General features: G+C 69.4%; 17 protein-coding genes and 1 pseudogene. 6 read left to right on the top strand and 12 right to left on the bottom strand.

What is annotated here, in order from left to right:
- Positions 1–20: 20 nt before the first annotated feature.
- Positions 21–578 (top strand): annotated as a pseudogene (locus O7608_RS31470) (LLM class flavin-dependent oxidoreductase); the annotation flags it as partial.
- Between the two features lie 430 nt (positions 579–1,008).
- Here the strand turns inward: O7608_RS31470 and O7608_RS31465 are convergent.
- Complete coding sequence (locus O7608_RS31465) at positions 1,009–1,521, bottom strand: alpha/beta fold hydrolase (protein ID WP_289207988.1); 513 nt, start codon at positions 1,519–1,521, stop codon at positions 1,009–1,011.
- Positions 1,522–1,683: 162 nt separating this feature from the next.
- Between O7608_RS31465 and O7608_RS32095 the strand changes: the two genes are divergently transcribed.
- The gene (locus O7608_RS32095; RefSeq protein ID WP_353850479.1) at positions 1,684–2,091 is read left to right on the top strand and encodes a zinc ribbon domain-containing protein; all 408 of its coding nucleotides are present in this window, start codon (positions 1,684–1,686) and stop codon (positions 2,089–2,091) included.
- On the opposite strand, the gene O7608_RS31460 is transcribed toward O7608_RS32095, so the two are convergent.
- The 4 genes from O7608_RS31460 to O7608_RS31445 form a co-directional block, all read right to left on the bottom strand.
- Complete coding sequence (locus O7608_RS31460) at positions 2,072–3,154, bottom strand: tartrate dehydrogenase (protein ID WP_289207987.1); 1,083 nt, start codon at positions 3,152–3,154, stop codon at positions 2,072–2,074. The two genes, O7608_RS32095 and O7608_RS31460, sit on opposite strands and share 20 nt — an antisense overlap.
- Before the next feature lie 117 nt (positions 3,155–3,271).
- Positions 3,272–4,672: an MBL fold metallo-hydrolase gene (locus O7608_RS31455; RefSeq protein ID WP_289207986.1), complete on the bottom strand. Its 1,401-nt coding sequence runs from the start codon at positions 4,670–4,672 to the stop codon at positions 3,272–3,274.
- Positions 4,673–4,906: 234 nt separating this feature from the next.
- Entirely contained in the window at positions 4,907–6,040 is a 1,134-nt protein-coding gene (locus O7608_RS31450; protein WP_289207985.1) for a glycerate kinase, read from the bottom strand.
- A gap of 236 nt (positions 6,041–6,276) precedes the next feature.
- Positions 6,277–7,182: a LysR family transcriptional regulator gene (locus tag O7608_RS31445; protein ID WP_281553125.1), complete on the bottom strand. Its 906-nt coding sequence runs from the start codon at positions 7,180–7,182 to the stop codon at positions 6,277–6,279.
- Positions 7,183–7,903: 721 nt separating this feature from the next.
- On the opposite strand from O7608_RS31445, the gene O7608_RS31440 reads away from it, so the two are divergent.
- From O7608_RS31440 to O7608_RS31430, 3 genes are all read left to right on the top strand, one after another.
- The gene (locus tag O7608_RS31440) at positions 7,904–8,755 is read left to right on the top strand and encodes an ABC transporter ATP-binding protein (RefSeq protein WP_289207984.1); all 852 of its coding nucleotides are present in this window, start codon (positions 7,904–7,906) and stop codon (positions 8,753–8,755) included.
- Between the two features lie 97 nt (positions 8,756–8,852).
- Positions 8,853–9,617, top strand: coding sequence for an ABC transporter permease (locus tag O7608_RS31435; protein ID WP_289207983.1), 765 nt, complete (start codon positions 8,853–8,855; stop codon positions 9,615–9,617).
- Between the two features lie 215 nt (positions 9,618–9,832).
- Positions 9,833–10,741: an ABC transporter substrate-binding protein gene (locus O7608_RS31430; RefSeq protein ID WP_289207982.1), complete on the top strand. Its 909-nt coding sequence runs from the start codon at positions 9,833–9,835 to the stop codon at positions 10,739–10,741.
- A gap of 177 nt (positions 10,742–10,918) precedes the next feature.
- On the opposite strand, the gene O7608_RS31425 is transcribed toward O7608_RS31430, so the two are convergent.
- The 5 genes from O7608_RS31425 to O7608_RS31405 all read right to left on the bottom strand — a co-directional run bounded on the left by O7608_RS31425 (position 10,919) and on the right by O7608_RS31405 (position 22,312).
- Positions 10,919–11,833, bottom strand: coding sequence for a sulfotransferase domain-containing protein (locus O7608_RS31425; protein ID WP_289207981.1), 915 nt, complete (start codon positions 11,831–11,833; stop codon positions 10,919–10,921).
- Between the two features lie 148 nt (positions 11,834–11,981).
- Positions 11,982–12,530 carry a hypothetical protein gene (locus tag O7608_RS31420; RefSeq protein ID WP_289207980.1) on the bottom strand — a complete coding sequence of 183 codons (549 nt, stop codon included), beginning with the start codon at positions 12,528–12,530 and terminating at the stop codon, positions 11,982–11,984.
- A gap of 73 nt (positions 12,531–12,603) precedes the next feature.
- The gene (locus O7608_RS31415; protein WP_289207979.1) at positions 12,604–18,369 is read right to left on the bottom strand and encodes a ThuA domain-containing protein; all 5,766 of its coding nucleotides are present in this window, start codon (positions 18,367–18,369) and stop codon (positions 12,604–12,606) included.
- 395 nt (positions 18,370–18,764) lie between these two features.
- The gene (locus tag O7608_RS31410; RefSeq protein ID WP_289211119.1) at positions 18,765–21,770 is read right to left on the bottom strand and encodes a glycine--tRNA ligase; all 3,006 of its coding nucleotides are present in this window, start codon (positions 21,768–21,770) and stop codon (positions 18,765–18,767) included.
- 128 nt (positions 21,771–21,898) lie between these two features.
- Positions 21,899–22,312 (bottom strand): TIGR03618 family F420-dependent PPOX class oxidoreductase, encoded by a 414-nt coding sequence (locus O7608_RS31405; RefSeq protein ID WP_289207978.1) that lies wholly within the window; start codon positions 22,310–22,312, stop codon positions 21,899–21,901.
- A gap of 119 nt (positions 22,313–22,431) precedes the next feature.
- On the opposite strand from O7608_RS31405, the gene O7608_RS31400 reads away from it, so the two are divergent.
- Complete coding sequence (locus tag O7608_RS31400) at positions 22,432–23,286, top strand: serine hydrolase (protein WP_289207977.1); 855 nt, start codon at positions 22,432–22,434, stop codon at positions 23,284–23,286.
- A gap of 23 nt (positions 23,287–23,309) precedes the next feature.
- Here the strand turns inward: O7608_RS31400 and O7608_RS31395 are convergent, their stop codons facing one another.
- Positions 23,310–24,950, bottom strand: a complete 1,641-nt coding sequence (locus O7608_RS31395) for a CotH kinase family protein (RefSeq protein ID WP_289207976.1) — start codon at positions 24,948–24,950, stop codon at positions 23,310–23,312.
- Positions 24,950–25,627, bottom strand: a complete 678-nt coding sequence (locus O7608_RS31390; protein ID WP_289207975.1) for a DUF4956 domain-containing protein — start codon at positions 25,625–25,627, stop codon at positions 24,950–24,952. The genes O7608_RS31395 and O7608_RS31390 overlap by 1 nt, the downstream gene beginning before the upstream one ends.
- Positions 25,628–25,630: the final 3 nt, after the last annotated feature.

Below are 25,630 nucleotides of genomic sequence, written 5' to 3'. Positions count from 1 at the left end.
CGCCGTACCGGAGGGATCCGATGTCACCGACTACCCGACCCAGCTTCGGGATCATGACCGCCCCGTCCCAGGTCGACTACCACGACGTGCTGCGGGTCTGGCGCGACGCGGACACGATCCCGGCGATCGAGCACGCCTGGCTCTACGACCACCTCATGCCGCTCGGCGGCGATCCGAACGGGCCGACGTACGAAGGGTGGACGCTGCTCGCGGCACTCGCCGCGCAGACCCGGCGGCTGCGCCTGGGCCTGCTGGTGACCAGCAACCGTTTCCGACCACCGGCGATGCTGGCCAAGATCGCCGCGACCGTCGACGTCGTTTCCGGCGGGCGGCTCGACTTCGGTATCGGTGCCGGTTCGCGGCCCAGCTACCCGCTGGCCCGCCGCGAGTACGACGCCCACGGCCTGCCGTTCCACGACTTCGGCCACTCCGTGGACAGCCTCGCCGAGGCGTGCACCATCATCCGGCGGCTGTGGACCGAGGCCGAGCCGTTCGACTTCCACGGCACCCACCACCAACTCGTCGGAGCATTCGGCAATCCGAAGCCGGTGCAGCGCCCGTACCCGCCGATTGTGATCGGGGGGCGGTCGTCGGCCGTGCTGCGGGTGGTCGCCGAGCACGCCGACCTGTGGAACATCCCCGGCGGCGACATCGCCGACGCGGTCCAGCCGCAGCGCGCTGCTGGACCGCTACTGCGCCCAGATCGGCCGGGACCCGGCGGCCATCACCCGCTCCATCCACCTGCCGGTCTCCTACGACCAGCCCAAGCTCACCCGGGCCGCGATCAGCGAAGCGATCGATGCCGGCTTCCGGCACCTCGTCCTCGGACTGTCGCCGCCCTACCCGGCCGACGTCGCCCACCGGGTCGCCGACGAGATCATCGCCGGGTCGGCCTGAGGCTTCCGCCAGGGACCGGAACGGGTCGCCGGTCTTCTGGCCCGCCTGCGGATACCCTCAGGTGGACCCCACACCGTCCAAATGGGGCGTCAAGGAGGCTGGCGTGGCGATTCAGCGGATGGACAACGTCCTCATCGTGGTCGAGGACCTTGACGTCGTGCGGGCGCGGGAGTCGAGGGTCTCCCACCGGGCCAGACGATCCCCGAGCCGTAGCCGCAGCTTCCGCCCATAGTGCGGATGCCATCTGCGTTCAGCGTCGATGCCGGTCCCGCAGACGTAGATCAGCTGACCGACCCGCTCGGGGTGGTCGATGGCGTACCGCAACGCCAGGTGGGCACCCCACGAGTGACCGGGCAGGGCCATGCGCGGTCCGGCCAGCTGGTCGCGTACCGCGTCGAGGTCGGCGACGAAGCGGGCGACGCTGTACGGCCCGCGCCGCTGCGATCGCCCACAGCCGCGCTGATCCCACCGGATGACGCGGAGATGCTCGTTGAGAAGCCGGGCGAGCGGTTCGAAGTAGTCCCACATACCCGGACCACCGTGACAGAGCACCAGCGGCGGACCGTCGCCGGACTGCTCCACCCACAGTCGGCAGCCGTCGTCGGCGCGGACATCCAGGCTCATCGGGTCATTGTCGCGGTGGCGGTGGCCGTCGGGCATCGCCGGTGAGGTCCATCGCGGGGCGTAGATCCCCAGCTCCTGGCCATCCGCCTGGTGAGAACAACGAGGTGACCTGATGGGGCTTGTGGAGAGCCCGTTGCGTTGTGAGGCGCACGGCGGGTTCGGGTGGCGGTTCGGGGAAACCTACTGGTGGCGACACCGACAAGCGCTCCGGACCGACCTCACTACGGCCGGGATCTGGTGGTCGTGGACCGCTGGTTCCCGTCGACCCGGCTGTGTTCGGGCTGCCGCGCACTGGCCGAGCGGATGCCGTTGCAGGTGCGGTCGTGGACCTGCCGGTGCGGGCAGGCCCACGACCGGGACATCGACGCGGCCCGCAACATCCTCGCGGAGGGGCTCTCCGTGATTGCCTGTGGAGGCGGTGTAAGACCTCACGGGGAGTCCTCCTCTCGGACGGGCGGTCGTCGGCGAAGCAGGAACTTCCTGGGGCGACCCAGGGAATCCCGTCCCTTGGGGCGGGGAGGAAGTCAAGCCGGACCTGGGTGCCCAGTGGTCAATCTGGTAGGTTCTTGATGATGGCTTCGGTGACAGCCTTGGTGCTGGCGCTGCCGCCGATATCCCGCGTCAGCAGCCCTTGTGCCGTGGTCGCCTCGATCGCGGCGTTTATCTTCCTGGCCTCGTCGGGCAGGCCGAGATGGGTCAGCATCATCGCTGCGCTGCCAATGGCGCCGATGGGATTGCAGATTCCCATCCCGGCGATGTCGGGCGCGGACCCGTGAACCGGCTCGAACATGCTCGGGTACCGCCGTTCCGGATTGAGATTCGCACTCGGGGCGAGGCCGAGGCTACCCGCGAGAGCGCTGCCGAGGTCGGAAAGGATGTCCGCGTTGAGATTGGACGCGACGACGACCGAGAGATCCTCCGGGTGTAGGACGAACTTGGCCGCCATCGCGTCCACAAGGACGCTTTCCGTTTCGACGTCCTGATAGTCTGCGGCGACCCGCCGGAACGTGTCGTCCCAGAGGACCATACCGTACTGCTGGGCGTTACTCTTGGTGACGCTGGCCACCTTCTTGCGGGTCCTGGTGCGAGCGAGGTCGAACGCGAACCGCATGATCCGTTCGCAGCCGACCTCGGTGAACAGGGCGGACTGGACGGCAACCTCTCCGCCCGCACCGCGGGCGGAGAGGTTGCGTCCGCCGAGGCCGGCGTATTCGCCTTCGGTGTTCTCTCGGACGACGACCCAGTCGAGCTCTACGGTGTCAGCCTTCCGTAGTGGACTGGTGACGCCTGGCAGGAAAGTCACCGGCCGGACGTTCGCCCAATGGTCGAATCCCTGACAGATGCGCAGGCGAAGACCCCACAGGCTGATGTGGTCAGGTACCGTGGGCCACCCAACGGCACCGAAATAGATGGCGTCGAAGTCGCGCAACGTGTCCAGACCGTCCTCAGGCATCATGATCCCGTGCTCGGCATAGTAGTCCGAACCCCACGGGAACTCCGCCCACTGGAATCCGAAACGACCACCGGAGCGCCCTTCCAGTGCGTCAAGTACGTCCCGTCCAGCGGCGACTACCTCCCGACCGACGCCGTCGGCGGGAATGACGGCGATACGGAAGTGGTGCTGATTGCTCATGGCAACTCCGGCCTCGTGGTAGATGGTAGGCACAAATCAGTGAACCCGGATGCTCGATAGGCGTCCAACACCGCTATCCGATCGGATGCATTGGTCCAGCCTATGATTCCTGCTGCACTACGCCTCGCAGCTGTGGGTGTGCTCGGCCGTCATGCGCTGCGTACCGGCGAAGGCCTTGACGGTGCGGGGCCGCCCCAACTTGATCCGGTCGAGGGCCTTGATCCTGTCCTTCTTGCTCCGATCGCGCCACGTGTCGTCGTCGGTGTCGAAGGAGAGCGGCTGCAGGTAGTCCACGGGGTCGATGACCCACCGCACGTGCGGCCGGTCGGCATCCGGCACACCCATGAGGTTCATCTGCTCGAGGTAGCCGGCGTACACCGCCAGGGAGCAGCCCTCCCGAGTCCGGGTGCCCGACGTCAGGTGGTTCGGCACGTAGATGCGGGGACGGACGATCGACTGGTAGTGGATGAGGTCGCGCAGACCGTTGTTGGTGTAGTTGGCGGTCGATGCCGTTGCCAGATGCAGGTCGGTCTGGGGCAGCGACGCGAGGCGGCCCCGGATGCGCTCGCCATCCTCGGGGGTGCCGGGCCAGCCGTTGCCGATGCCCTCCTTCAGCGCGCCTGCGGTGTTCTGCCACCCGAAGCTGAAGTTGCTGCCGTGCCGCAAGGTGATGTGGAAGTAGATACTCACGGTGCCGCCGGAGCCGCCGCCGGTGCGCAGGTTCATCTGCCCGGGCTGCGGGTTGGACCCCGGGGTCAGCGAAGTCCCCGACGGAAAGAGGGCCGAGTCGCGCGGGTCGACGAGAATCTCGGTACGCGGCGGCGGGTACTCCGGGTCCTGCGGCACCGCGACCGAGTGCAGGTGCCGGAAGGCCACCACCTGAGCGAAGGGTTCGAGTACGTCGAGCCGGACCATCTCGGTACCGGGAACGGAGTCGGCGCTGGTGACCGGCACGGTCCGCAGGACGGCGTCAGAGGGGATCCGGGTCTGCGGATCGGTGTTGACCAGCGGGTCAGCCTTCAGCCGAGCAAAGTCGGCGGCCAGCACGGCGCAGGTTTCCTCCGAGGCGTAGATGGTTGCACCGGTCATGGCCGCGATGTAGGCCGCGTTGTCGGCATGGTCGCCGTGCCCGTGGCCGAGCAGAACAGCGTCAGGCCGGGCATCGACGAGGTCGGCGATCACCAGCGGAGTACGGCCACGCTCCACCTCCAGCCGGCTGATGAACGTGTCGAGGTACAGCAGGCGGCCGCCGACCGCGACGGCGAACGACGAGTTGGACAGCCACGATGCGACCACGCGCTCCTCGGGCAGGGCACCGGTCTGAGGGTCGACGTTCTCCGGGCCGAAGAGCCGCAGCCGGGCAGCGATGCCGGCGTCCGAGAGGCGCCTACCGCCGCCCTTGGACGGGCTCCAGCCGGTGCCGAGCTTGGTCGCCAGTGCCGGTTCAGTGACGATTGCCGAGCCGACGGCGGCGCCCGACAGCGCGGTGGCCGAGGCGAGGAACAACCTTCGTTTCATCGGATTCCTCTCATTGCCTGGTGCAGGCATGGAGTAGGGACGGGGTGCAGGCATGGAGTAGGGACGGGGTGCGGGGACGGGGTGCGGGTCGGAGCTGAGATCGACTCACTCAACCAATGTGATCGTCGCCACGTCCAAGACCGGTGTCCTCTCGACGCGATAGCGCGGCCCTATGGGTCGTGGCGACGTGCGTCACCTGGCCCGACGTGCGTCGAGCCGGCACCGGCTTCAGCGTCAACCGGTGAGATGGTCCAGGGCTATCCGTCGTCCGATCTCGGTGAGCAGCTCAGCGGCATCCGACTGGCATCGGTCGAGGTCGGGGTCGATACTGGCGAGCGGGTAAGCGCCAGCAAAGCCGGCGGCAGCGAGGTCGGCCGCATCGAGCGTCGACTGGCCGGCCACCGCGACGACCGGCACACCTGCGGCGTGCGCCGCTGCCGCAACCCCCACCGGAGTCTTCCCGGCCAGGCTCTGCTGATCGAGGCGCCCCTCTCCGGTAATCACCAGACGGGCGCTGGTCAGGGCCGTGGCGAAGTCGGTCAGGTCCAGGAAGACCTCGATACCCCGGCGAATGGTCGCACCGAGTGCCAGGGCGGCGAATCCGACGCCGCCGGCGGCCCCAGCCCCGGGCGCTGCGGCCAGCCCCGCACCGGCTGCCTGTCCGACTGCTGTGGCGAACCGGCTCAGAGCCTGCTCAAGCAGGTTGACCTGCGCGGGGTCGGCACCCTTCTGCGGTCCGTACGTGGCGGCCGCGCCTCGGCTACCAAGCAGGGGATTGTCAACGTCGGCGGCCACCGTCACCGAGACACCACGCAACAGGTCGTGCACGGGATTCAGATCGACGGAGGCTACCTCGGCGAGCCGGCGACCGCCGCGCGGAATGTTCTGCTGATCGCGGTCGAGCACCCGGGCGCCCAGCGCCTGCAGCAGGCCGGCTCCGCCATCGGTGCTGGCGCTGCCACCCAGGCCGATGACGAGGTGACGGCAGCCGCTGCGGACCGCTGCGACGATGACCTGCCCGAGTCCGTACGACGAGGCGTCCAAGGGGGCGGGAACGCCGTCGGGTAGCTGGCTGAGCCCGCACGCGTCGGCGAGCTCGACGACCGCCACCTCGCCGCGGACCGCGTAACTCGTTCGTACGGTCTGGCCGGTCGGCCCGTCGACCTCCACCGGAACCAGGTCGAAGCCGACATCTGACAGGAGCGCGACGGTGCCGTCGCCGCCATCGGCCATCGGACGGCACTCGACCTGGACGCCGGGTCGGACGGCCCGTAGCCCGGCACGCAGCGCCAGAGCGACGTTCGTCGCGTCGAGTGACCCCTTGAACTTGTCCGGTGCCACGAGACACGTCGTCCTGGTGGTGGGCATGTCGGCCTCCCGCTGCTGGTGGACAGGGCTGCCGGGTGGACCGGAAGCCTCACCAACCTTGGGTGGACCCGGGTGCGGCGTCCAACACGCACGATCTACCCCTCTCATAGGTGCGGCCTATGAGATCGGCTGGATGATCCGTCACCTGGCGTGCGGGCATGGCGGCCGGGCCGGGCACCGCGCTGTTCAGCGCGTCGGTGCGGGCGTCGACGGGCCGCACACGTCGGCCTGGTCGGTCAGGCCGCCGGCTGGTCGAGCCGCTCGTCGCGGTACCTCCGGGCGATGTCGATGAATGCCCGCGCGGCGGGCGTCAGCTGGGTGCGGCGACTGACCAGGACGATCCGCAGGTACGCCGTGGGGCGGATCGGCAGCACGTCCGCCCCGGCCCTGATCGCGAGATCCTTCCACGCGGCGGGCAGGATCGCATCGGCCACCCCGGCGAGGACGAGGGGAAGGATGGACGTCCGGTGGGCGACCTCGGCGACGAGCCGGGCCTGACTTCCCTGCGCCAGGATGTGATCGACGAGCTGTCGCATGAGGGAACCGGGCTGGGAGGCGATGAGCCGGTGTCCGTCGAAATCGTCGGCGGTGACGTGGTCGCGGCCATGGAAAGGGCCACCGGGAGCGGTGAACAGCATCAAAGGCTGGTTCTCCAGGGGCACGACGTCGAGCTCGGCGACCCGGACGATGTCGGGCGCGCCGAGCAGGCCGATCTCGACGGCACCGGTACGCACCGCGTCGATCACCTCGTCCGGTACGAAGGCGGCGTTGACGCTGACAGTGACGTCGGGGTGAGCGGCGGCGAACCGCTGCATGATCGGTGCCAGGGGCTCGATGCCGGCGGACGGCATCGAGGTGACCTCAACCCGGCCTCGGGCCACCCCCTTGATGGCGTCGATGGTGGCCTGTGCGGTCGCCAGGTCGCGGATGACCTGCCGGGCCGGACCGATCAGCTGCTTGCCGGCGTCACTGAGCACCACGCCGCGTCCGACCCGGTGGAACAGCGCGACGCCCAGCTCGCGCTCCAGTCCGGCGATGGCCTGTGACAGTGACGGTTGCGCGATGTAGAGCTTCTCGGCTGCCTTGCCGAAGCCTTCAGCGTCGACGACTGCGAGGAAGTATCGGAGCTGGCGGGCGTCCATCGCGCGTCAGCACCGGCTGCCGGTACGGGTCTGGGGCAGCTGAGAATGCCTCCCGGTCGGTGCCGCCCTTCTCAGGCTGCAATCTGTCATGCGCGCGCACCCTTCGCTGATTCTCATGATCAGATCGGCCTGACCTGGCGATATGCAACCAGGTGGCGGCCGATAGGTCCAGACCCCGTTCGGGATTCGTTAGATAGGCGCTGGCTACGAGTGGGAAGTGTCGACCGAGGGTAGCGGCCGACGGTCGATCGAACGCCGCAGCCACGTCCGCGCCGCCACGAGCCGTACGGTTTCGGCGGGAACCGGCGGGTGGCCGCGCCGAAACTACCGGTCCGTCAATGGCCGCGGCCCATCCGCGCTTCTGTCTGCTATGGGCGCTTTGGGCGTTTGATTCGCAGTTTCGCGCGCGCGATCGCTGAGGGCTCCTCGATAGGTCGTGCCTATGAATGAGATCGATGCAGCGTCTTGGACGTCACTATGTCGGCCGAGTTAACTGTTGTGCTGCAGGACACAGTCAGCTCTGGAGGAATCACGTGCCCAGATCCCCACCACCGGCCGACCAGGAGAAACAGGCCGGCGCGTCCGCGCCCGTCCGAGAACTGGATCGCCGCCGACCCCCGACTGGCGTGTCAGCGCGCCGACGAACGGTCCCGACCGTTCCCACCACCACGGCCACCAACCAGAGCCAGTCGCCTAGCCGACGAGTCCAAGGGAGTCCTGTATGGTCCATCCGTCCCCGCTGCGCGCCGACCCGGAACGAGCCGTCCCGCCCTCCGACGAACGGCCCGACACGCTGCTCAGCGTGTCCCACGCCTCGATCGGCTACTGGGTCAACGGCACGTTCGCCCGAGCTGTGGCAGACGTGAGCTTCGACGTCACCGCTGGCGAGACGATCATGTTGATCGGCCCGTCCGGATGCGGAAAGTCGACCCTTCTCAAGACCATCGCGGGGTTCCTCGAACTCGCTGACGGCACGATCACCGTGGCCGGTCGACGCACACTCGCCCCCGGGCCGGACCGGGCGGTCGTCTTCCAGGAGTTCGACCAGCTGTTCCCCTGGCGTGACGTACTCGACAACGTCGCATACCCGTTGCGTCGCAACGGTCGTAAGAGGTCCGACGCGGACCAGCAGGCGCGCCGCTACCTCGAGATGATGGGGCTGAGTCGAGCCCTCGACCGCCACCCCCACCAGCTCTCGGGCGGAATGAAGCAGCGGGTGGCGATCGCGCGCGCCTTCGCGCTGGAGCCGGTCATGCTGCTGATGGACGAGCCGTTCGGGGCTCTGGACGCGCTCACCCGGGCCCGCCTGCAGGCGGAGCTCAACGCCATCGCGAAACGAACCGGGGTCACCATCCTGTTCGTCACCCACAGCATCGAGGAGGCAATTGTTCTCGGTGACCGGGTCGTCGTTCTGACCGACCCGCCTTCGGTGGTCCGTGAGACCGTCCAGATCACCGACGAAGCCAAGGTGGTGGGTTCAGAGGAGTACCGCAGCGTACGGACACATCTGGGCAGCCTGCTGCACCGGGACGGGAAGGGGGCTGACGAGGATGTCGCTGAGTTCACCGACTGAACAATCGACCATCACCCGTACCGAGGGGGACGTCCCGGCCGCGCCGTCGGCCGACGCCGCCCCACCGCGCAGTGTCAGGGACTGGCGGTGGGGGGCGATGCCGGTGTGGCTGCGCCGGGTTCTCGTCGTCGTCCTGCTGCTGACCGGGTGGCAGCTCTACGTCACGATATCGGGCGTCAACCCTCTGCTGTTCTCCTCACCCGCAGACGTGGGTCGGGCCCTGGTCGCGGGTTTCCAGAACGGTGAACTGCTGCGATCGACCGGCACCACCATGCGGGTCCTGTTGCTCGGCATGCTGTTCGGCAGCCTCATCGCCGTCGTGCTGACCACGCTCGCGGTGTGGACGCGCTTCGGTGAGGACGTACTCGTCGTCTTCTCCTCGATGCTGAACCCACTGCCGTCGATCGCCGTGCTGCCGCTGGCGATCCTGTGGTTCGGGCTCAGTGAGACGGCTCTGGTGTTCGTGGTCGCCAACGCGGTGATCTGGCCGATCGCAATCAATGTCAACACCGGCTTCCGGACGGCGAACCGGACGATCATAGCGGTCGGCCGCAACATCGGGCTCAAGCGCTGGCGCATGATCTCCGAGGTACTCTTCCCGGCCGCCCTGCCACACACGATCTCGGGAGTCAAGACTGCCTGGGCCTTCGGCTGGCGCACCATCGTCGCCTCCGAACTCGTGTTCGGCGTCGCAGGAGGCGGGGGTGGCCTCGGCTACTTCATCAACAACAGCCGCTACTACCTTGACATCCCCGACGTCTTCGCCGGCCTGGTGACGATCGCGGTCATCGGCCTACTGATCGACATGGTCTTCATTCTGATCGAGCGGCGCACTGTCGTTCGATGGGGAATGAAGACATAGCCGGTCCGCCAACCTGTCGGAATCCGGTTCCCGCCACCACTGTAGGTGGAACACACTGTCCGCCCGACCCTCCGTCCAATATCAGCAGACAAGGTGGGGATCACCCTATGATTTCAGCTAGTTCTCGAGCCGCTCGGCGATCCCGATATGTTGCCGCGACCGCTCTGGCCGCACTTTTGTCGACCTCGGCCGCATGCGGTTCCAACGACGCCGACGTGCAGGCCGGCGACGGTATGCCGGCCAAGGTGACGATTGCGTACCAGCCGGGCCTGTCATACGCTCCGCTCATTCTACTCAAGCAGAACGGCACCCTGGAGAAGGAGTTTCCCAACACGACCTTCGAGTGGACGGAGCTATCGTCGAGCGCGGCAGTGCAGGACGGCATGATTTCAGGCGACATCCAGGTCGGCGCCGGAAGCGCGGCACAGATGATCCTGGCCCGGGACAAGGGGGTCGACTGGCGGTACCTGGCCTCGCTCAACGACGCGGAACTTTGGCTGATGGCCAAGGACGAACGGCTCACGTCGCTCAGTGATTTCACGTCCTCCGACAAGATTGCGATGCCCTCGCTGACGTCGATTCAGGCGTTGGTCCTTCGAAAGGGAGCCCAAGACCAGCTCGGCGACGCCGAAGCGCTCGACACGAACATCGTGCCCATGTCCCATCCGGATGGCTTGCAGAACCTGGTGAGCGGACAGATCGCCGCGCACCTGACCTCACCGCCGTTCCAGTTCGACGAGCAGGATCAGGGCATGCGTGTCGTGCTGAAGAGCAGCGACCTCTTCGGGCCGATCATGTTCAACGGTGTATTCATGATGAACGAGTACTACGAGCAGAACACCGAGTTCTCGACCCGGCTCTACTCGATCCTGGAAGAGCAGATCGCCGCGCTCGCGGACGACCCGGCGGCGGCGGCGGCTGAGCTCTCGGCGAACTCCGGTGGCAAGACCACACCTGAGAGCTTCGAGAAGTACCTCACCAACCCGGCGATCACCTACACCACCGAGCCGCACGGTCTTCAGGACATCGCCGGTTTCATGGAGGAAATCGGAATGATCTCGGAGACACCGGACAGCTGGAAGGACCTCACCTTCCCCACCGTCCACGAGAGCGCCGGCAGCTGACGCCACAACCCACCCGCCATACGGTCAGACGAGCCGTCGGCGACCGCCGACGGCTCGTCTGACGCACTGGCCACCCAGAGGACCGATACGACTGACCCGGCCTGATCCGGCTGCGGAATCAGCTCGGCCTGTCCGGTGATCGGGCCGCGCGGCCGACCAACTCGACCGCGCACCCGATCAGACGGTGATCGGGCCGCGGTGCAGCCAGTCAACCAGCTCCGGTACGGCGAGCTTGGCGACCTGCTCCTCGTAGCGCCGCAGGTCGCCGTCGTCGAGCAGGTCACGCCACTGGCCGGTGGCGCCCCGGTTGAAGAACTGCTTCGGGTCCCGCCACATCGCCAGGACGGGGGCGAATTCCTTGGCGCGGCTGCGCATGGAATCGAAGGTGGCCGCCTGCACCAGCTCCGGCCAGCGCTGTTCGGGCACCTCGATGTCGAGCTGTTCGGCGATCGCCCGCATCTGGCCCTCAAGGTCGGACTTCAGCTCGTCGTAGTGCAGGAGCAGGACGTTTGACCGGTCACGCTCCGCCCAGAAACCCGACATGTGGTGCAGCATCGACGGCAGGCCGATCTGCACGTCGGGGTGTTCCATCCAGGCCCAGAACCGATCGTACTCGGATTCCAGCTGCGGTGGCGCGTCGTCGGTGAGCTCGCCGGTCAGGTCGTCGTTGCCGACCGCCGCGTCGCGTAGCGCCAGGACCACGTCGTAGTCGGTGTTCTGGAAGTGCGCGTCCCAGGACAGCGCGACGTCACGCGGATCCCGGCCGACGGCGATGTAGTTGACCTCGTCGTGGATCGGCAGTCCGTCGAACGGGGTGTGGGTCTTGATGATGCGTCGGTGCTGCTGCGCCTCGTAGAACGCGAACACGTCGGCCTGGCTGCGGGTCTTCATGTCGGGCCAGATGGTGATGTCGTCCAGCCGGCCGGGCAGCTCCGGCGTCTGGAAGATCAACAACGCGCAGATCGTCTGGGTCCACGTGGTGCCGCACTTGGCGGGTGTCGAGATGACGATGTCACCCGGGCGAAAGGGAAACCCCTGCCACCGTGCACTGTCCATGATCGCGTTCTGGTACCGCTCGGTCGGTTCGCGCACCGTTCCTCCAGTTGCATCAGTCGTCGTCCCGTCTGGACGATCGACTCTACTATGTAGGGTATCGGTGCGAATCGGCCACAAAAGGACACCGGTGCCGCGACGGAGGGCAGGCACCGGGGTCCGGTCCCAACGTTTACCGGGCGTGGCCTCAGTTGTTCCGGAAGGCGTTACGCCGGGCCCGTAGCGTCACCAGCCCGACCACCAGCACCACCAGGATGGCGAGCACCAGCATCGCGACCGCGACGCGGATCAGCCACGCCCATCCGTCGGCGGACGCGACCCCCTCGGCATCCGACGCCGCAGCTGCCGGCGGTGGCGGCGGTGACTGGGCCGGCGTGGCCCGTACGTCGATGATCGCCTCGCCCGCGTACGGGGTCGGCGCGGTGACCGTCACCTGCCAGTCGCCCGGCTGGAGAATCGGGCCGGTGGAGTAGAACCCCTGCCCCTCACCGGACGGCTGCACCTGCATCGGGCCGACCGTCTGGCCGTCCGCACCGGTGGCGGTCAACACCAGCCGGATCGCCTCCGCCGGCCGGTTGCCCGCCGAATCGGTGACCTCGATGGTCACCCCCAGCGCACCGTCGCTGGCCACGTCCAGATCGAGTTGCCCGGTCTGCGCCGCCGCCGGGCCGGCCGCCGGCAGGATCACCAGCAGTAGGCCGACCAGCACCACGGCGAGCCCACTAATCAGCCGCATAATCACTCCTCGTACGGAAAAAGGGTCGGCCCCGCCCCACCCACGGACGCAGGCGGGACGGGGCCGACCACCATCAGAGTTGCTGGTCCGGATCGATCCGGGTCGGGTCTTCCGCGAGCCGACCCGCACCGGTCACCGGCTTACCACCGTTGGCCTGCACTCCGGCCGCGCTGGCCGTGCCGCCGAGGCGCACGATCATCGCGTCCGCGTCGCGGACCATGGTGTCCCGCACGTCGGTGTCGGTCACCAACGCCGGGTCGGTGGCGAGGGCCTTGAAGGCGGTCAACTGCTGCACCGCCCGCTTGTCCTTGCCTTCGGCCTCGGACAGCCGCGCCGCGTCCAGCTTGTTGGACAGCTTGCGGTGCGCGAGGTTGGACAGCTGCCCGGTCGCCTTGAACCGGTCGATCAGGCTCTGCATGTCCCGGAACGACGTGGTCACGAAGAACCGGACCGTCGAGGCGGTACGGTTGCCCGCCTTGTCGGTCGCCGTCACCGTCAACTCGTGCATCCCCAGCGGCAGGTCGTACATGGCCTGCAGCGTGTTGTTGGCGTACGGCTGGCCGTTGAGCGTGCCGACCACGGTCGCGATACCGGAGGTCGGGTCGACCGCCTGCCACGACACCCGGACGTCCTGGCTGTCGCCGTAGAGCTGACCGTCGGCCACGCCGGAGATCAGCAGCGTCGGCTTCGTGCCGTCGATCTTGACCACGGCCGACTTGAGCGCCTCGACGTTGCCGACCGCGTCGGTGGCCCGGTACAGCAGCTCGTGCTCGCCGTCACCACTGATCGCCACCGGCTCGGTGTACGGCGTCCAGTCACCACCGTCGAGCGACCACTCCAGCAGCGCCACGCCGGAACCGGCGTCGGTGGCCGCCAGCACCACCGGGATGGTGCCGTCGTGCCACCCGTTGTCGTTCGCCGGGGCGAACTCCGCAGAGCTGACCGGCGCCGTACCGTCGATCTTGAACGTGACCGACCCGGCCTCCTCGACGTTGCCGGCGGCGTCGGTGGAGCGGAACCGCAGCTCGTGCTCGCCGTCGCCGGTCACCGTCACCGGCGCGGTGTACGTCGTCCAGCCGGTCTCGTCGTCGAGCGAGTACTCGGTGCCCGCCACCCCGCTGCCGCCGTCGTTGTCGGTGGCGGCCAGGGTGACCGTGACGTCACCCGGGTACCAGCCGTCGACCGGCTCGCCGGACCCGGTGACGGTCGCGCTGGTCACCGGTGCGGTGGTGTCCTCCTCCGTCGACGGGGTGGTCAACCGGAAGTAGTCGAACGAGACCGGCTTCGACGCCGTCTGGTTGCCGCTGAGGGTGAACACCCCGATCTTCGGGTTGGCCCCGACCGCCGTGCTGGTCAGCGACTCGAACGCCGTCCAGGTGGTGCCGTCCGCCGAGTACTCGGCTGTGAAGACGTCACCAGCCCGGGACACCCGCAGGTACCACACCCCGGAGGTCAACCCGGTGACCTGCGGCTGCGGGTTCTGGACCACGGCGTCGATCTCACTGCGGAACTCGATCCGCCGGCTGACCGCCGAGCCTGCCGAGTTGTCCGTGACGAAGTCCAACTTCAGGTAGTTGTCGTCGTCGGCGTACACGAGCAGACCGCCCTGCTGGTACTGCTCGTTCAGCAGGCTGCCGTCGACTTTCGTCTCCATCGTCCAGTCGCCCTCGGGGGCGGTCTGCAGGATGAAGTTCGTCGGCCCGGTGTTGTCCCCGGTGTAGATGTCCCCGTTGGGCACGTCGATGGTCAACGCCCCGTCGGCGACCCGGTACGCGGCCGCGTCCTCCCGAACGATGGCGTCCCACCGGCACTTGTCCAGCGCGTCGCCGTCGAACTCGTCGGAGGCCTCGACCGGCCCGTCCGGCGCGTCCGGCGTGAACTGGAACCAGTCGAACAAGGCGTCGACCACCGGCGCCTCGGTGCCACCGTTGAGGGCGAACACCCCGACCTGCGGGTTGACGATGCCGGCCAGCGCCGCCGACCGACCGACCGGGGTGAACGTCTGCCCGTCGGCCGACATGGCCGCCGTGACGTTCGTGCCGTCGCTGGTCAACCGCAGGTAGATGGTGTCACCGGCGGGTGCGTCGGTGGCGTCGGCACCCTCGTTGCGCGGCGTACCGGCGGTCTCCCGGATGAACTCCACCCGGCGGGAACCGTTGTAGAGCAGATCCACCTTCGCGTAGTTGGCGTCGTCGCCGTAGAGCAGCAGACCCGCCTGCTGGTAGTTGGCGGTCACCGGCAGGGTGACCTTGGTGGTGGCCTGCCAGGCACCGGACGGCACCGGCTGCAGCACCAGGTTGGTGGCGTCGTTGCGGGAGCCGTACAGGTCACCGACGCCGGTCGGCAGCCGCAGTACGCCGTCGGAGACCGAGTAGAGCTGGTTCTCCCGGACAATCGTCCACCGGTCGCGGTCCAGCTCGTCGCCGAGGAAGTCGTCCGAGCGCGCCCCGAAGCAGGACGTGTTCGGTGCCTCCACCCGGATCTGGGTGTACGCCGAGGACTGCGCGCCCCGGGCGTCGGTCACCGTCAGCACGGCGGTGAACGTCCCCGGTACGGCGTACGTACGGCTGGCCTCCAGCGTGTCGGCGGTGCCGCCGTCACCGAAGTCCCAGGCGTACGTCAACGGGGTGTCGCCTTCGGCGTCGGTCGCCGTACCGGTGAACGCGACGGTGACCGGCGCGGTGCCGGACGTCGGGGTCGCGGTCACGGTGACCTGCGGCGGCGCGTTGTCGGTCACGCCCCGGCCGATGAAGTCCATCCAGTTGACGTTGAACAGCGAACCGGTGCCGCCGGCCGGGTCCCGGGCGACGAAGAACAGCGTTCCGCTGTCCAGCGCGCCGGTGACCGGTGCGGTGACGTTGGTCCAGGACTGCCAGCCCCCGGTGCCCGGTACGGTGGCCGTGGCCACCAGCGGACCGTCGGCCGCGTCGGCCCGGACCTCGATCCGACCGCCGTTGGCCGCCGAGGCGACCCGGAACCGGATCTCGTCGATGCCGGTCAGGCTGGCCGGGTCGACCGACCACCAGTCGCCGTCCTCGATGAATCCGATGTTGTCGCCGCCGCCGGCCGGGTCGCTGGAGGCTTCCACCTGGACGCCCGGGTCGCCGCCGCCGGTGGCGTCCGCCACCCGCCCGGTGACCGTGTAGTACTCGGCCTGCTTGCGCTTGGGCTGCAGCAGCTCGATCGCCCGGCCGGTGAGCGGCCCGGCGCCGGCGACGCCGCCGTTGTCGGTGTAGGTGGCCTCGAAGACGGTGAAGACGTCCGCTTCGGCGCCGTGACCGTCGGCGAGCTGGGTCTGCACCACGCCGGAGCAGCCGGTGTGCTGGTCCAGCGGGTGGGCGTGCTCGTCGTGGCCGAGCAGCACCTGCAGCTGCACCCGGTCACAGTCGATCTCGCCGTCCTCCGGGTCGGTGACGGTGATGGTGTACTCGACCTGGTCGCCCCAGTTGAAGAAGCCACCGGCCGGCGGGAAGGTGATTTCCACCGTCGGCGCGGTGTTGCCGACCGTCACCGGTACGTTGGCCACCGCGGTCCGCCCGTTCGGGTTGGTCACGGTGAGCTGTGCGGTGTAGCTGCCCGCCTCGGCGTACGTGTGGCTCGGGTTGGCCTGGTCCGAGGTGGCACCGTCACCGAACGTCCACGCGTAGGTGAGGTCCCCGCCGTCGGGGTCCCGGGAGCCGGCGCTGGAGAACTGCACGGTCAGCGGTGCCGGCCCGGAGGTCGGGGTGGCGCTGGCCTGGGCGATCGGTGCGCGGGCCCCGGCGATGTAGTCGATCCGGTAGACCCCGGAGTCGTCGTTGTTGCCGCCGAAGCCGCTGCCCCATTCGATCATGTACAGCGCGCCGTCCGGGCCGAACTCGAAGTCCATCGGCCGGATGAAGCTCATCCCGGTCAGCAGCTGGTTGATGTCGATCAGTTCGGTGCCGTCGGCACTGACCTGCATCGTGTACATCTTCGACTGGTTCCACTCACCGAGCAGCGCCTTGCCGTCGTAGTAGGCCGGCCACTTGCGGTCGGAGACCAGATCGGCGTCGTAGCGGTAGACCGGGCCGCCCATCGGCGCGCCACCGCCACCGATTTCGGGGTAGCGCGGGTCGCCGCTGTAGCCGTAGTCGACGGTGGCCGGGATCGCCGGCGGCAGGTTGGTCAGGCCGGTGTTGTTGGGGGAGTCGTTCACCGGGGCCGAGCAGTCGAACTTGGCGCCGCTCGGGCCGGACGGGAACTGGTAGTCGTTGTACGCCTCGTTCGTCCCGGTGCAGTACGGCCAGCCGTAGTTACCGGGAGTGTCGACGATGTTCCACTCGACCAGACCCCGCGGGCCCCGGTTGGGGTTGTCCGAGTTGGCGTCCGGGCCGTAGTCGGCGACGTAGAGCGTGTCGGTGGCCGGGTCGATGCCCATCCGGAACGGGTTACGGAAGCCCATCGCGAAGATCTCCGGGCGGGTCTGCGCGGTGCCCGGTGCGAACAGGTTGCCCTCCGGGATGGTGTACGTCCCGTCGTCCTCCGGGTGGATCCGGATCACCTTGCCGCGCAGGTCGTTGGTGTTGCCGGAGGTCCGCTGCGCGTCGTAGTCCTGCCGGCCGGCCCGCTCGTCGATCGGGGTGTAGGCGCTCGACTCGAACGGGTTGGTGTTGTCCCCGGTGGCCAGGTACAGGTTGCCGTCGCTGTCGAAGGCCATGGTGCCGCCGGCGTGGCAGCAGGTGTTGCGTTGCGTGTCGACCTGCAGCACGACCTTCTCGCTCGCCAGGTCGATGCTGTCGCCGACGACGGTGAACCGGGACAGCAGGTTGCGGGCGACGCCGTCGTTGCGGGCGTAGTAGAGGTAGACCCAGCCGTTGTCGGCGAAGTCCGGGTCGAGCCGGATGCCGATCAGGCCGTCCTCGTTGCCGGTGAACACGTCGAGGTCGATCGCGGTGACCGTGCTGCCGGTGTCCGGCTTGACGATCTGCACCCGGCCGTCGCGCTCGATGTAGAAGACTCGCCCGTCCGGAGCTACGTCCAGCTCCATCGGGTTGCTGGTGTTGCTGTCCAGGGTGATCTTCTCGAAGCTCTCGGTCAGCGACGCGCCGCAGTCGGACTCGACGACGCCGGCCACCGACTGGATCCCGCCGAGCAGGTGCGTCAGGAACTCCGGTTCGGCGAACGACTCGTCGGTGTGACCCATCCCGGTGTACCAGGCGCGGCCGCCGTCGTAGTCGCGGCACCAGGCGATCGGGTGGTCGGCGCCCATCGCGCCGGAGCCGACCGAGTAGCTGGACTCGTCCAGGCTGGCCAGCACGTGCACGTCGCCACGCGGGTTGGTCCGGAAGTTGTACCACTCGTCGTAGCGGGACCACTCGGCCGGCAGCCCGGCGGTGGCCGGGTGGGCGTTGTCCTCCACCTTGACCGTGGCGGTCTGGTTGGCCGGGTGGCTGGCGAAGTAGGCACCGACGAGTTCGCCGTACCAGGGCCAGCTGTACTCGGTGTCGGAGGCGGCGTGGATGCCCACGTACCCGCCGCCGGCCTGGATGTAGCGCTCGAACGCGGCCTGCTGGTCGGGGTCGAGGACGTCACCGGTGGTGGAGAGCCAGATCACCGCCCGGTAGTTGGCCAGGTTCTCGTCGGTGAAGGCGGCGCTGTTCTCGGTGGTGTCGACGGTGAAGTTGTTGGCCGCGCCGAGCTGCTGGATCGCGGCGATACCGGCCGGGATCGAGGCGTGCCGGAAGCCGGCGGTCTTGGAGAAGACCAGGACCGAGTACGGGTCGTCGACTGCGGCCGGCGCGGGCTGCTCGGCCGGGGTACCAGGGGTGGTCGGGGCGGCCTGCGCGGCGGGGGCGCCGAGCAGCATTGTGGACAACATGGACAGTGATAGCAGTGCGGCGGTGATGGGGCCACGCGGAGCATGGCGTCGGCGGGTTCGGGACACGGGGTCTCCTCGTCCTGGTGAACAGGGGTGCCGGGTCGACCCGGCCGATGGCCTTCCCGTCGTGCTCGGTGAACGTGCTGCCACGACGCGTTCACCGATGTTTTGTTAAGCCGTTGGACAAATTAGGGACTGCCGGCTCTGTTTCCGGCAAGAGTTGAATATGTAACGGTTTTATAACCGAGGTCACGCGCAACACCCCGCCGGCGGTCGTTGCGACACCGGCGGGGTGTGAAAAGGGCAGGTCGGCGGCCTTGTCGTGGCCGCCCCAGGGTCGAGCGTGGAGCGGCCCGGCGGGCGTTACACCCCGAGACGATCTGGGCGTGCGACGGTCACATCCGAAGCTGCGGCCAGTCCAGGACGTCGGCGGCCAGCCCCGCGACCGTCGCGAGCAGGCCCAACCGGGCCTGGCGCAGCCGCTGGTCCTCGGCCATCACGAACACGTCGTCGAAGAAGGCGTTGACCGGGTCGGTCAACCGGCCGGCGATCTCGGTGAACCGGTCCAGATCCACAGTGTGGTCCAGATCGGCCTGCACCTGCTTGACCATCTCGTGCAGCCGTACCTCGGCCGGCTCGGTGAGCAGCGCCGGGTCGTAGCCGGCCGGCACCTCGGCCGGCACGATCCGCCGGGCCCGCTGCACCGCCTCGGCCAACGCCCGGAACTGCGCGTCGCCGAGCAGCCGGTCCAACTGGGCCAGCAGCCGGTCCACCAGCTGCGGCCGGTCGGCGTGCGGCAGCACCGCCCGGACCCGGTCCACCGGCTGACCCTCCTCGGTGAGCAGCTGCTCCAGCCGGCGGGTCAGGAACTCGCCGATCTCGGCCAGCACCGCGTCGTCGACCGGCACCGGCTGACGCCGGGCCGTCAGCGCCAGCCCGGCGGCCAGCGAGACCCCGGCCAGCCCCGGCTGGCTGCGGTGCACCGCCAGCAACCCCAGCACCGCCCGCCGGATGGCGAACGGGTCACTGCTGCCCGTCGGCATGCCGACCGTGGCGGCCAACCCGGTCACCAGGTCCAACCGGTCGGCCAGCGACAGCACCGCGCCGGGCAGCGACTGCGGCAACTGGTCCCCGGTGCTGCGCGGCAACTCCGCCTCGAAGACCGCCTCGGCGACCTCCGCCGACTCGCCGGCGTGCGCCGCGTAGTCGCGGGCCATCACCCCGGCCAGGCTGGTCATCTCGGTGACCAGCTGCGAACCGAGATCGAACTTGACCAGCTCGGCGGCCCGGGCCAGCGTCCGCCGCTCCACCTCGGAGAGCGTGACCAGCTCGGCCAACTCCCCGGCGAGCCCGGCGATCCGGTCGGCCCGGTCGGCCATCGACCCCAGCTTGTCGGTGAAGGTCAACCGGTCCAGCCGCGACCGCAGCTCGGCCACCGGGGTCGCCCGGTCGGCCCGGTAGAAGAACGCCGCGTCCTCGTAGCGGGCCCGCAGCACCGCCTCGTTGCCGGCCCGCACCAGGTCGGTGTCGATGGCGCCGTTGGCGACCGCCACGAAGTGCGGCAGCAGCGCTCCGTCGGCGCCGCGCACCGGCAGGTACCGCTGGTGCTTGCGCATCACCGTCGCCAGCACCGCCTCCGGTAGCTCCAGGTACCGCTGCTCGAAGCCGCCCAGCAGCGGCGTCGGCTGCTCGACCAGATCCACCACCTGGGTCAGCAGCCCGGCCTCGCCGGCCAGGTCGACCCGGCCGCCGACGCTGCCGGACAGCTCCCCGGCGGCGGCGGCGATGATCTCCCGGCGTTCGTCCGGGTCCACCACGATGCCGGCGTCGCGCACCGTCGTCAGGTAACTCTCCGCGTCGGCCACCGGGACCGTCGACGTGGCGGCGGTACGGTGCACCCGGGTGGTCCGACCGGCGGCCACCGTGGACACCTCCACCGGCACCACCACGTCACCCCAGAGCGCCAGCAGCCACCGGACCGGCCGGGTGAAGGCCAACTGCGGATCCCGCCAGCGCATGTTCTTCGCCGACCGCAGGCCGGTGACCACCCCGGCGAGCACCTCGGTGAGGACCTGCGCGGCCGGGCGGCCGGGCTCGTCGCGCAACACCGCCAGATGCGGTACGCCGCCGATCTCCACCTGCGCCAGCTCGCTCACCTCGACCCCCTGGGACCGGGCGAAGCCCGCCGCCGCAGGGGTGGGCGTGCCGTCCGGGCGGAACCCGGCGACGACCTTCGGGCCGCGTACCGTGCGGGTGTGGTCCGGCTCGCGGGCGGCGACCGCGTCGACGATCGCGACCAGCCGGCGCGGGGTGGCCAGCACCCGCACGTCGCCGTGCGCCAGCCGGGTGGCGGCCAGCCGGTCGGTGACCAGCTTGGCGACCTGCTGGCGGGCCGAACGCACCTCCGACGGCGGCATCTCCTCGGTGCCGATCTCGAACACCAGCTGCCGGGCCGCGTCGGCCGGTCCGCCCGACGTGTCCGCCTGTCCGGTGTCCGCCGGCCCCGCCGAGGTGTCCGCCTGGCCGGGCTGGGCCGGGGCCACCACACCGAGCGGGTGCCCCAGCTCCTGGCGTCGACGCACCCACAACTGCGCCACCTCGCCGGCGAGCCGGCGCATCCGGGCGAACTCGGTGGCCCGCTCGGCGGTGGAGACCGCGCCCCGGGCGTCGAGCACGTTGAACGCCTGCGAGCACTTGAGCACGAAGCTGTGCGCCGGCACCGGCAGCCCGGCGTCGATCATCCGCTGCGCCTCGGCGGCGTACAGGTCGAGCAGCTGCCGGTTGGTGGCGACGTCGGCGTCGTCGAGGTAGTAGCGGCTCATCTCGTACTCGCCCGGTCCGAAGATCTCGCCGTACGAGACGCCGGGCGCGTAGGCGATCTCCTTGAAGTGCCGCACCCCCTGCAGCGCCATCATGATCCGCTCGATGCCGTAGGTGATCTCCACCGACGGCACGTCCAGGTTGATCCCACCGGCCTGCTGAAAGTACGTGAACTGGGTGATCTCCAGCCCGTCCAGCCAGACCTCCCAGCCCAGCCCCCAGGCACCCAGCGCCGGCGATGCCCAGTTGTCCTCGACGAACCGGACGTCGTGCGCGGCGACGTCGATGCCGAGCGCGGCCAGGCTGCCCAGGTAGAGCTCCTGGGCGTCGCCGGGCTCCGGCTTGAGGATCACCTGGAACTGGGTGTGGGTCTGGATCCGGTTGGGATTCTCGCCGTACCGGGCGTCGTCCGGACGCACCGACGGTTCGACGTACGCGACCCGCCACGGTTCCGGCCCGAGCACCCGCAGGAAGGTGGCCGGGTTGAGCGTACCGGCGCCGACCTCGGTGTTCATCGGCTGGACCGTCAGGCAGCCCTGCTCGGCCCAGTACGCCGCGAGGCGGGCCAGCGCGTCCTGCATCGTCAGCACGATCGACTCCCAGGTTTGGTGCCGGCAGGCGACCCCGGGGCAGGGGTGTCGCGCCGGCGGCGGATGATTCCGGGCCATTCTATTTACCCGGCCACCGCCGGTTCCCCGGCCTCCGTACGTCAGTCGCCGAGCGCCTTGTCGAAGCCCCAGGAGTGGTAGGTCGAGACCGTCAGCCACGCCGACACCCGGGGATGCTCCCGGTCGGCGTAGCGGTCCCCGGTGTAGTGCCGGGCCAGCCGGTCGATGTCGGTCAGCTCCGGGTCGGGCATCAGCTCCACCGTGCCGTGCAGACTCACGTGCCGGTACCAGGAGTCGCCGTCGAGCACGGTCAGCGACACCCGGGGGTCGGTCCGCAGATGCGCCAGCCGTCTGCGCCGGCCGTCGAGGTTCAGCAGCACCCGGCCGTCGTCCCAGAGGTACCAGGTGGCGACGGTCACCGGCGCGCTGTCGCGCGGGCTCACCGTGCCCATCACCGCCGGATTGGGCCGGCCCAGCATCTCGACCATGTCCTGCGGCAGCGGGGGTCTGGCCATGGGTGGCTCCTTCCAGTCCGGTGGTAGGCGCAAGCGGCCGACGTCCGGGGCGTCGGTGCCGCTGCCGCCGACTCTACGGCCGCGCCGGCCGGGCCGTGGCCGGTGGCAGAATCCGCAGCGTGGAGCGGATCCGGCGTGGCTACGCGCGGCAGCGTCGCCGCGCCGGCGGCCAGTGGTGCGCGCTGGTCAGCCGGGTGACCGGCGACGGCGGCTGGGAGCCGGTGTTCGCCGACGACGCCGACCGGGTGGTGCCCGGCTACAGCGTGCAGAAGCTGGCGGTGGCGGTGGCCGTGCTCGACAAGGTCGACCGGGGCCTGCTGCGCCTGGACGACCGGCTCGACCTGGCCGCCCCGGACATCCTCGGCGGCAGCGGGATCTACCATCTGCACGGAGTCTGGGGCGACACCGTCACCGTCGCCAACGTGCTGACCGCGATGCTGCTGGTGTCGGACAACACGGCGGTACGGCTGTGCGGCCGGGTGGCGGCGGCCCGGGAGATCAACGAGATCCTGGCGGCGAAGGGTCTCACCCATACCCGGGTCGAACCGGTCGCCGACCCGCACCGGTTCCTCCTCGGCGTCACCACCCCCCGGGAGACCCACGACCTGCTCGTCGGCCTGGCCGGGCGGACCCTGCTGAGCGCCGGGTCCTGCCGGTTCCTGCTGCGGGTGCTGCGCGGGGCCGCCGGCTACCACGACGGCGTACGGCGGACCATGTCGTCGGCCGAGCGTGCCCGGGTGGCGACCAAGCACGGTGCCGACGTGGACGCCGACGTCAACGCGGCCGCCCGGCACGAGGTCGGGATCATCGCCGACGCGGACGGCGCGCCGGCCCTGGTGTACGCGTTCTTCGCCGACGGCCTCGACGACCCGGACAACTACGGTGCCACTCACCCGGCGGTCGAGGCGCACGCCGTTCTCGGCCGGTTGCTGCTCGACGCGGTGCCGACGGGCCGGGTGGGCGCCAGCGGTTGACCGCCCCCGCCCACCCGGCCGGTCTACACCTGGTCGCGCAGGCTTTCGGTGCGCTGCGTCACCACGGTCCGCAGCTGGTCGAGTTCGGCGGTGACCGCGTCGGCGTCGGCGCCGTCGACCGTGGCCAGGACGGCGGCCAGGCCGTCCAGCGCGGCCGTCGCCGCGCCGCTGGCGAACATCCGCTGATAGTGATCGCGGTACGCGGCCTCGTACACCTCGGTGAACGCGTCGCTGGCCAGGAACCGCTCCTTGAGCGGGTGCCCCATCGACCGACCGGGACCGCCGCCCTGCTGTGCCGTACCGCCCTGCTGCCCCGGGCCACCCGCGCCGGCGTCGCCCCGCTGGAACCCGTCCGGCGGTTCGAACCCCTCCGGCGGTTCGAAGCCCTCCGGTAGCTCGAAGCCCTCGGGCGGTGCGAACCCGGCACCGGGGTCGCCGCCCTCCTGCGCCTGCCCACCGCCGAACCGGCCGCCGCCCATGCTGACCGTGTCGTGTGGGCCGAGCGTCGCGTCGCCGCGCAACGTCAGGTTGTGGTCCCAGCTGACCACCGTGAACTTCCGGGTGGTCAGGTCGTAGTACAGGTAGTAGTTGCGGCCCGGGCCGGCCATGTCGTCGAAGTTGAGCAACAGGTTCTGCGCGGCGACGTAGCGGGCGAAGGACTCGACGTCGACGTGGTCGGCCAGTTCGGCGTCGAACTCCTCGTCGGAGGCCTCGCTCGCCCAGCGGATCAGGTTGATCACCGGCTGCAGGTCCTGACTGCCGGTCAGGTTGATCTGCTTGAAGTCGTCCTGGTACTCGATCAGATCCTCGCCCTGGTAGCTGAACGATCCGGAAGCCAGGGACTTGTAGAGCACGCCGCTGGTTCCGACCCCGGCGGCGTACTGCTCGTCGGGGTGTTCGACGACGAGCCGGGCGGTGGTCGGCCGGTCGTTGACGGTGAACGAGCTGTACGCGTACCGCTGGGTGGTCATGCCGGCGGCGGCCAGCAGCGACAGCGACAGCGCCTCGTTGGCCACCGCGCTGCCGCCGCCCATGCCGCCGACGCGGACCGCGATCTCCTGCAGCCCCTGGTAGCGCCGGCCGTCGACGAACTCGTCGAAGCTGATCAACCAGGGCAGGCCCTCCGGCTCCTCGGCCGCGAGACTGGCCATGCCCGTGCCCTGGCCGCCGCCGAACTGCCTGCCGCCGCCCTGCGCCGCGCCGTCGGGCTGGCCGCCGCCTGCTGGCTGGCCCTGGCCGCCGCCGAACTGGCCGCCACCGCGTTGGGCGGTTTCACCGTCGCGGGTCAGCCCGCCCAGCGTGGAGTTGCCCTTGAGCCGGATGCCCACGCTCGGAATCGTGGTCCCGTCGACGACGAGGTCGGCCTCCAGATACTCCTTCTCGCCGTCGTCGAAGTAGGCGTCGAGCATCCGCTGGTAGTCCGCGTCGGCGAAGACCAGCGTGATCTCGTGGGCCACCGTCGAGTCGAACAGGTCGACGGTGCCGGCGATGTCGACCGTCACCACATCCGTCGCGGCGTCGGCCGCGCTGGTGACGTACGGCCGAACCCGGGTGCTGCCCAGCACGACCGTGATCACCAGCAGGAACGTCGCGCAGCTGGCGAGCAGCCGGTAGTTGTGCCGAACGCGGACCGGTATCCGATGTCGGAGCCGTCGGCGGGCCATCAAAGGTCCGTCTGGTCGTAGCCGGTGAGCACGGTGACCCGCTGCCCGCCGGTCAGCTCGCCTAGCGCCGAGATCAGCTCACCGGGCTCGGATCCCTTCTTCAGCCGGACCGTGTACATCAACTCGGTCAACGCTCCACCCCGGATCGACTCCATGCTGACCAGCTCGAACTCGGAAGTCAGCCGCAGCAGCACGTCCTGGATCCCCTGGGTGTGGTCGCCGTCCGGCGGTACCTGCACCTTGACCACCTGGCGTTGCACGTTGAGCGCGAACCAGTTGAAGCGGGACATCACCCCGATGATCAGGCAGATGGCGATCGTCGCGACCACCGCGAGCAGGTAGAACCGGGTGCCGCAGGCCATCCCGATGCCCATCACCAGGAAGATGAAGCCGACGTCACGGGTTTCCTTGATCGCGTTGCGGAAGCGGACCACCGACAGCGCGCCGACCAGCGCGAACGCGCGGGCGATGTTGGAGCCGACGACCAGCATGATCAACGAGATCAGCATGCCGAGGATGACCAGGGTCTGCACGTACGACTGGCTGTACGACACGTTGCGGTGGGTGGCCCGGTAGACCCATCCGATGATCGCGCTGAGCACGAAGGACAGTGCCAGCGAGGCGGCGATGTCGCCGAGGCTGAACGTGCTGGACAGGTCCTGGAAGGTGATTTCCATGTC

This window comes from Solwaraspora sp. WMMA2056 (assembly GCF_030345095.1).
In the GTDB taxonomy this organism is placed as follows: Bacteria; Actinomycetota; Actinomycetes; order Mycobacteriales; family Micromonosporaceae; genus Micromonospora_E.
The sequence above is the reverse complement of the archived record's forward strand: the minus strand, read 5'-3'. Positions and strand labels throughout refer to the sequence as shown.

Bases quoted from the DNA above. Each gene is read 5' to 3' on its own strand.
- O7608_RS31465 (WP_289207988.1), bottom strand. From the start codon at position 1,521: ATGAGCCTGGATGTCCGCGCCGACGACGGCTGCCGACTGTGGGTGGAG.
- O7608_RS31460 (WP_289207987.1), bottom strand. From the start codon at position 3,154: ATGAGCAATCAGCACCACTTCCGTATCGCCGTCATTCCCGCCGACGGC.
- O7608_RS31455 (WP_289207986.1), bottom strand. From the start codon at position 4,672: ATGAAACGAAGGTTGTTCCTCGCCTCGGCCACCGCGCTGTCGGGCGCC.
- O7608_RS31450 (WP_289207985.1), bottom strand. From the start codon at position 6,040: ATGCCCACCACCAGGACGACGTGTCTCGTGGCACCGGACAAGTTCAAG.
- O7608_RS31445 (WP_281553125.1), bottom strand. From the start codon at position 7,182: ATGGACGCCCGCCAGCTCCGATACTTCCTCGCAGTCGTCGACGCTGAA.
- O7608_RS31440 (WP_289207984.1), top strand. From the start codon at position 7,904: ATGGTCCATCCGTCCCCGCTGCGCGCCGACCCGGAACGAGCCGTCCCG.
- O7608_RS31435 (WP_289207983.1), top strand. From the start codon at position 8,853: ATGCCGGTGTGGCTGCGCCGGGTTCTCGTCGTCGTCCTGCTGCTGACC.
- O7608_RS31420 (WP_289207980.1), bottom strand. From the start codon at position 12,530: ATGCGGCTGATTAGTGGGCTCGCCGTGGTGCTGGTCGGCCTACTGCTG.
- O7608_RS31415 (WP_289207979.1), bottom strand. From the start codon at position 18,369: ATGTTGTCCACAATGCTGCTCGGCGCCCCCGCCGCGCAGGCCGCCCCG.
- O7608_RS31410 (WP_289211119.1), bottom strand. From the start codon at position 21,770: ATGCAGGACGCGCTGGCCCGCCTCGCGGCGTACTGGGCCGAGCAGGGC.
- O7608_RS31405 (WP_289207978.1), bottom strand. From the start codon at position 22,312: ATGGCCAGACCCCCGCTGCCGCAGGACATGGTCGAGATGCTGGGCCGG.
- O7608_RS31395 (WP_289207976.1), bottom strand. From the start codon at position 24,950: ATGGCCCGCCGACGGCTCCGACATCGGATACCGGTCCGCGTTCGGCAC.
- O7608_RS31390 (WP_289207975.1), bottom strand. From the start codon at position 25,627: ATGGAAATCACCTTCCAGGACCTGTCCAGCACGTTCAGCCTCGGCGAC.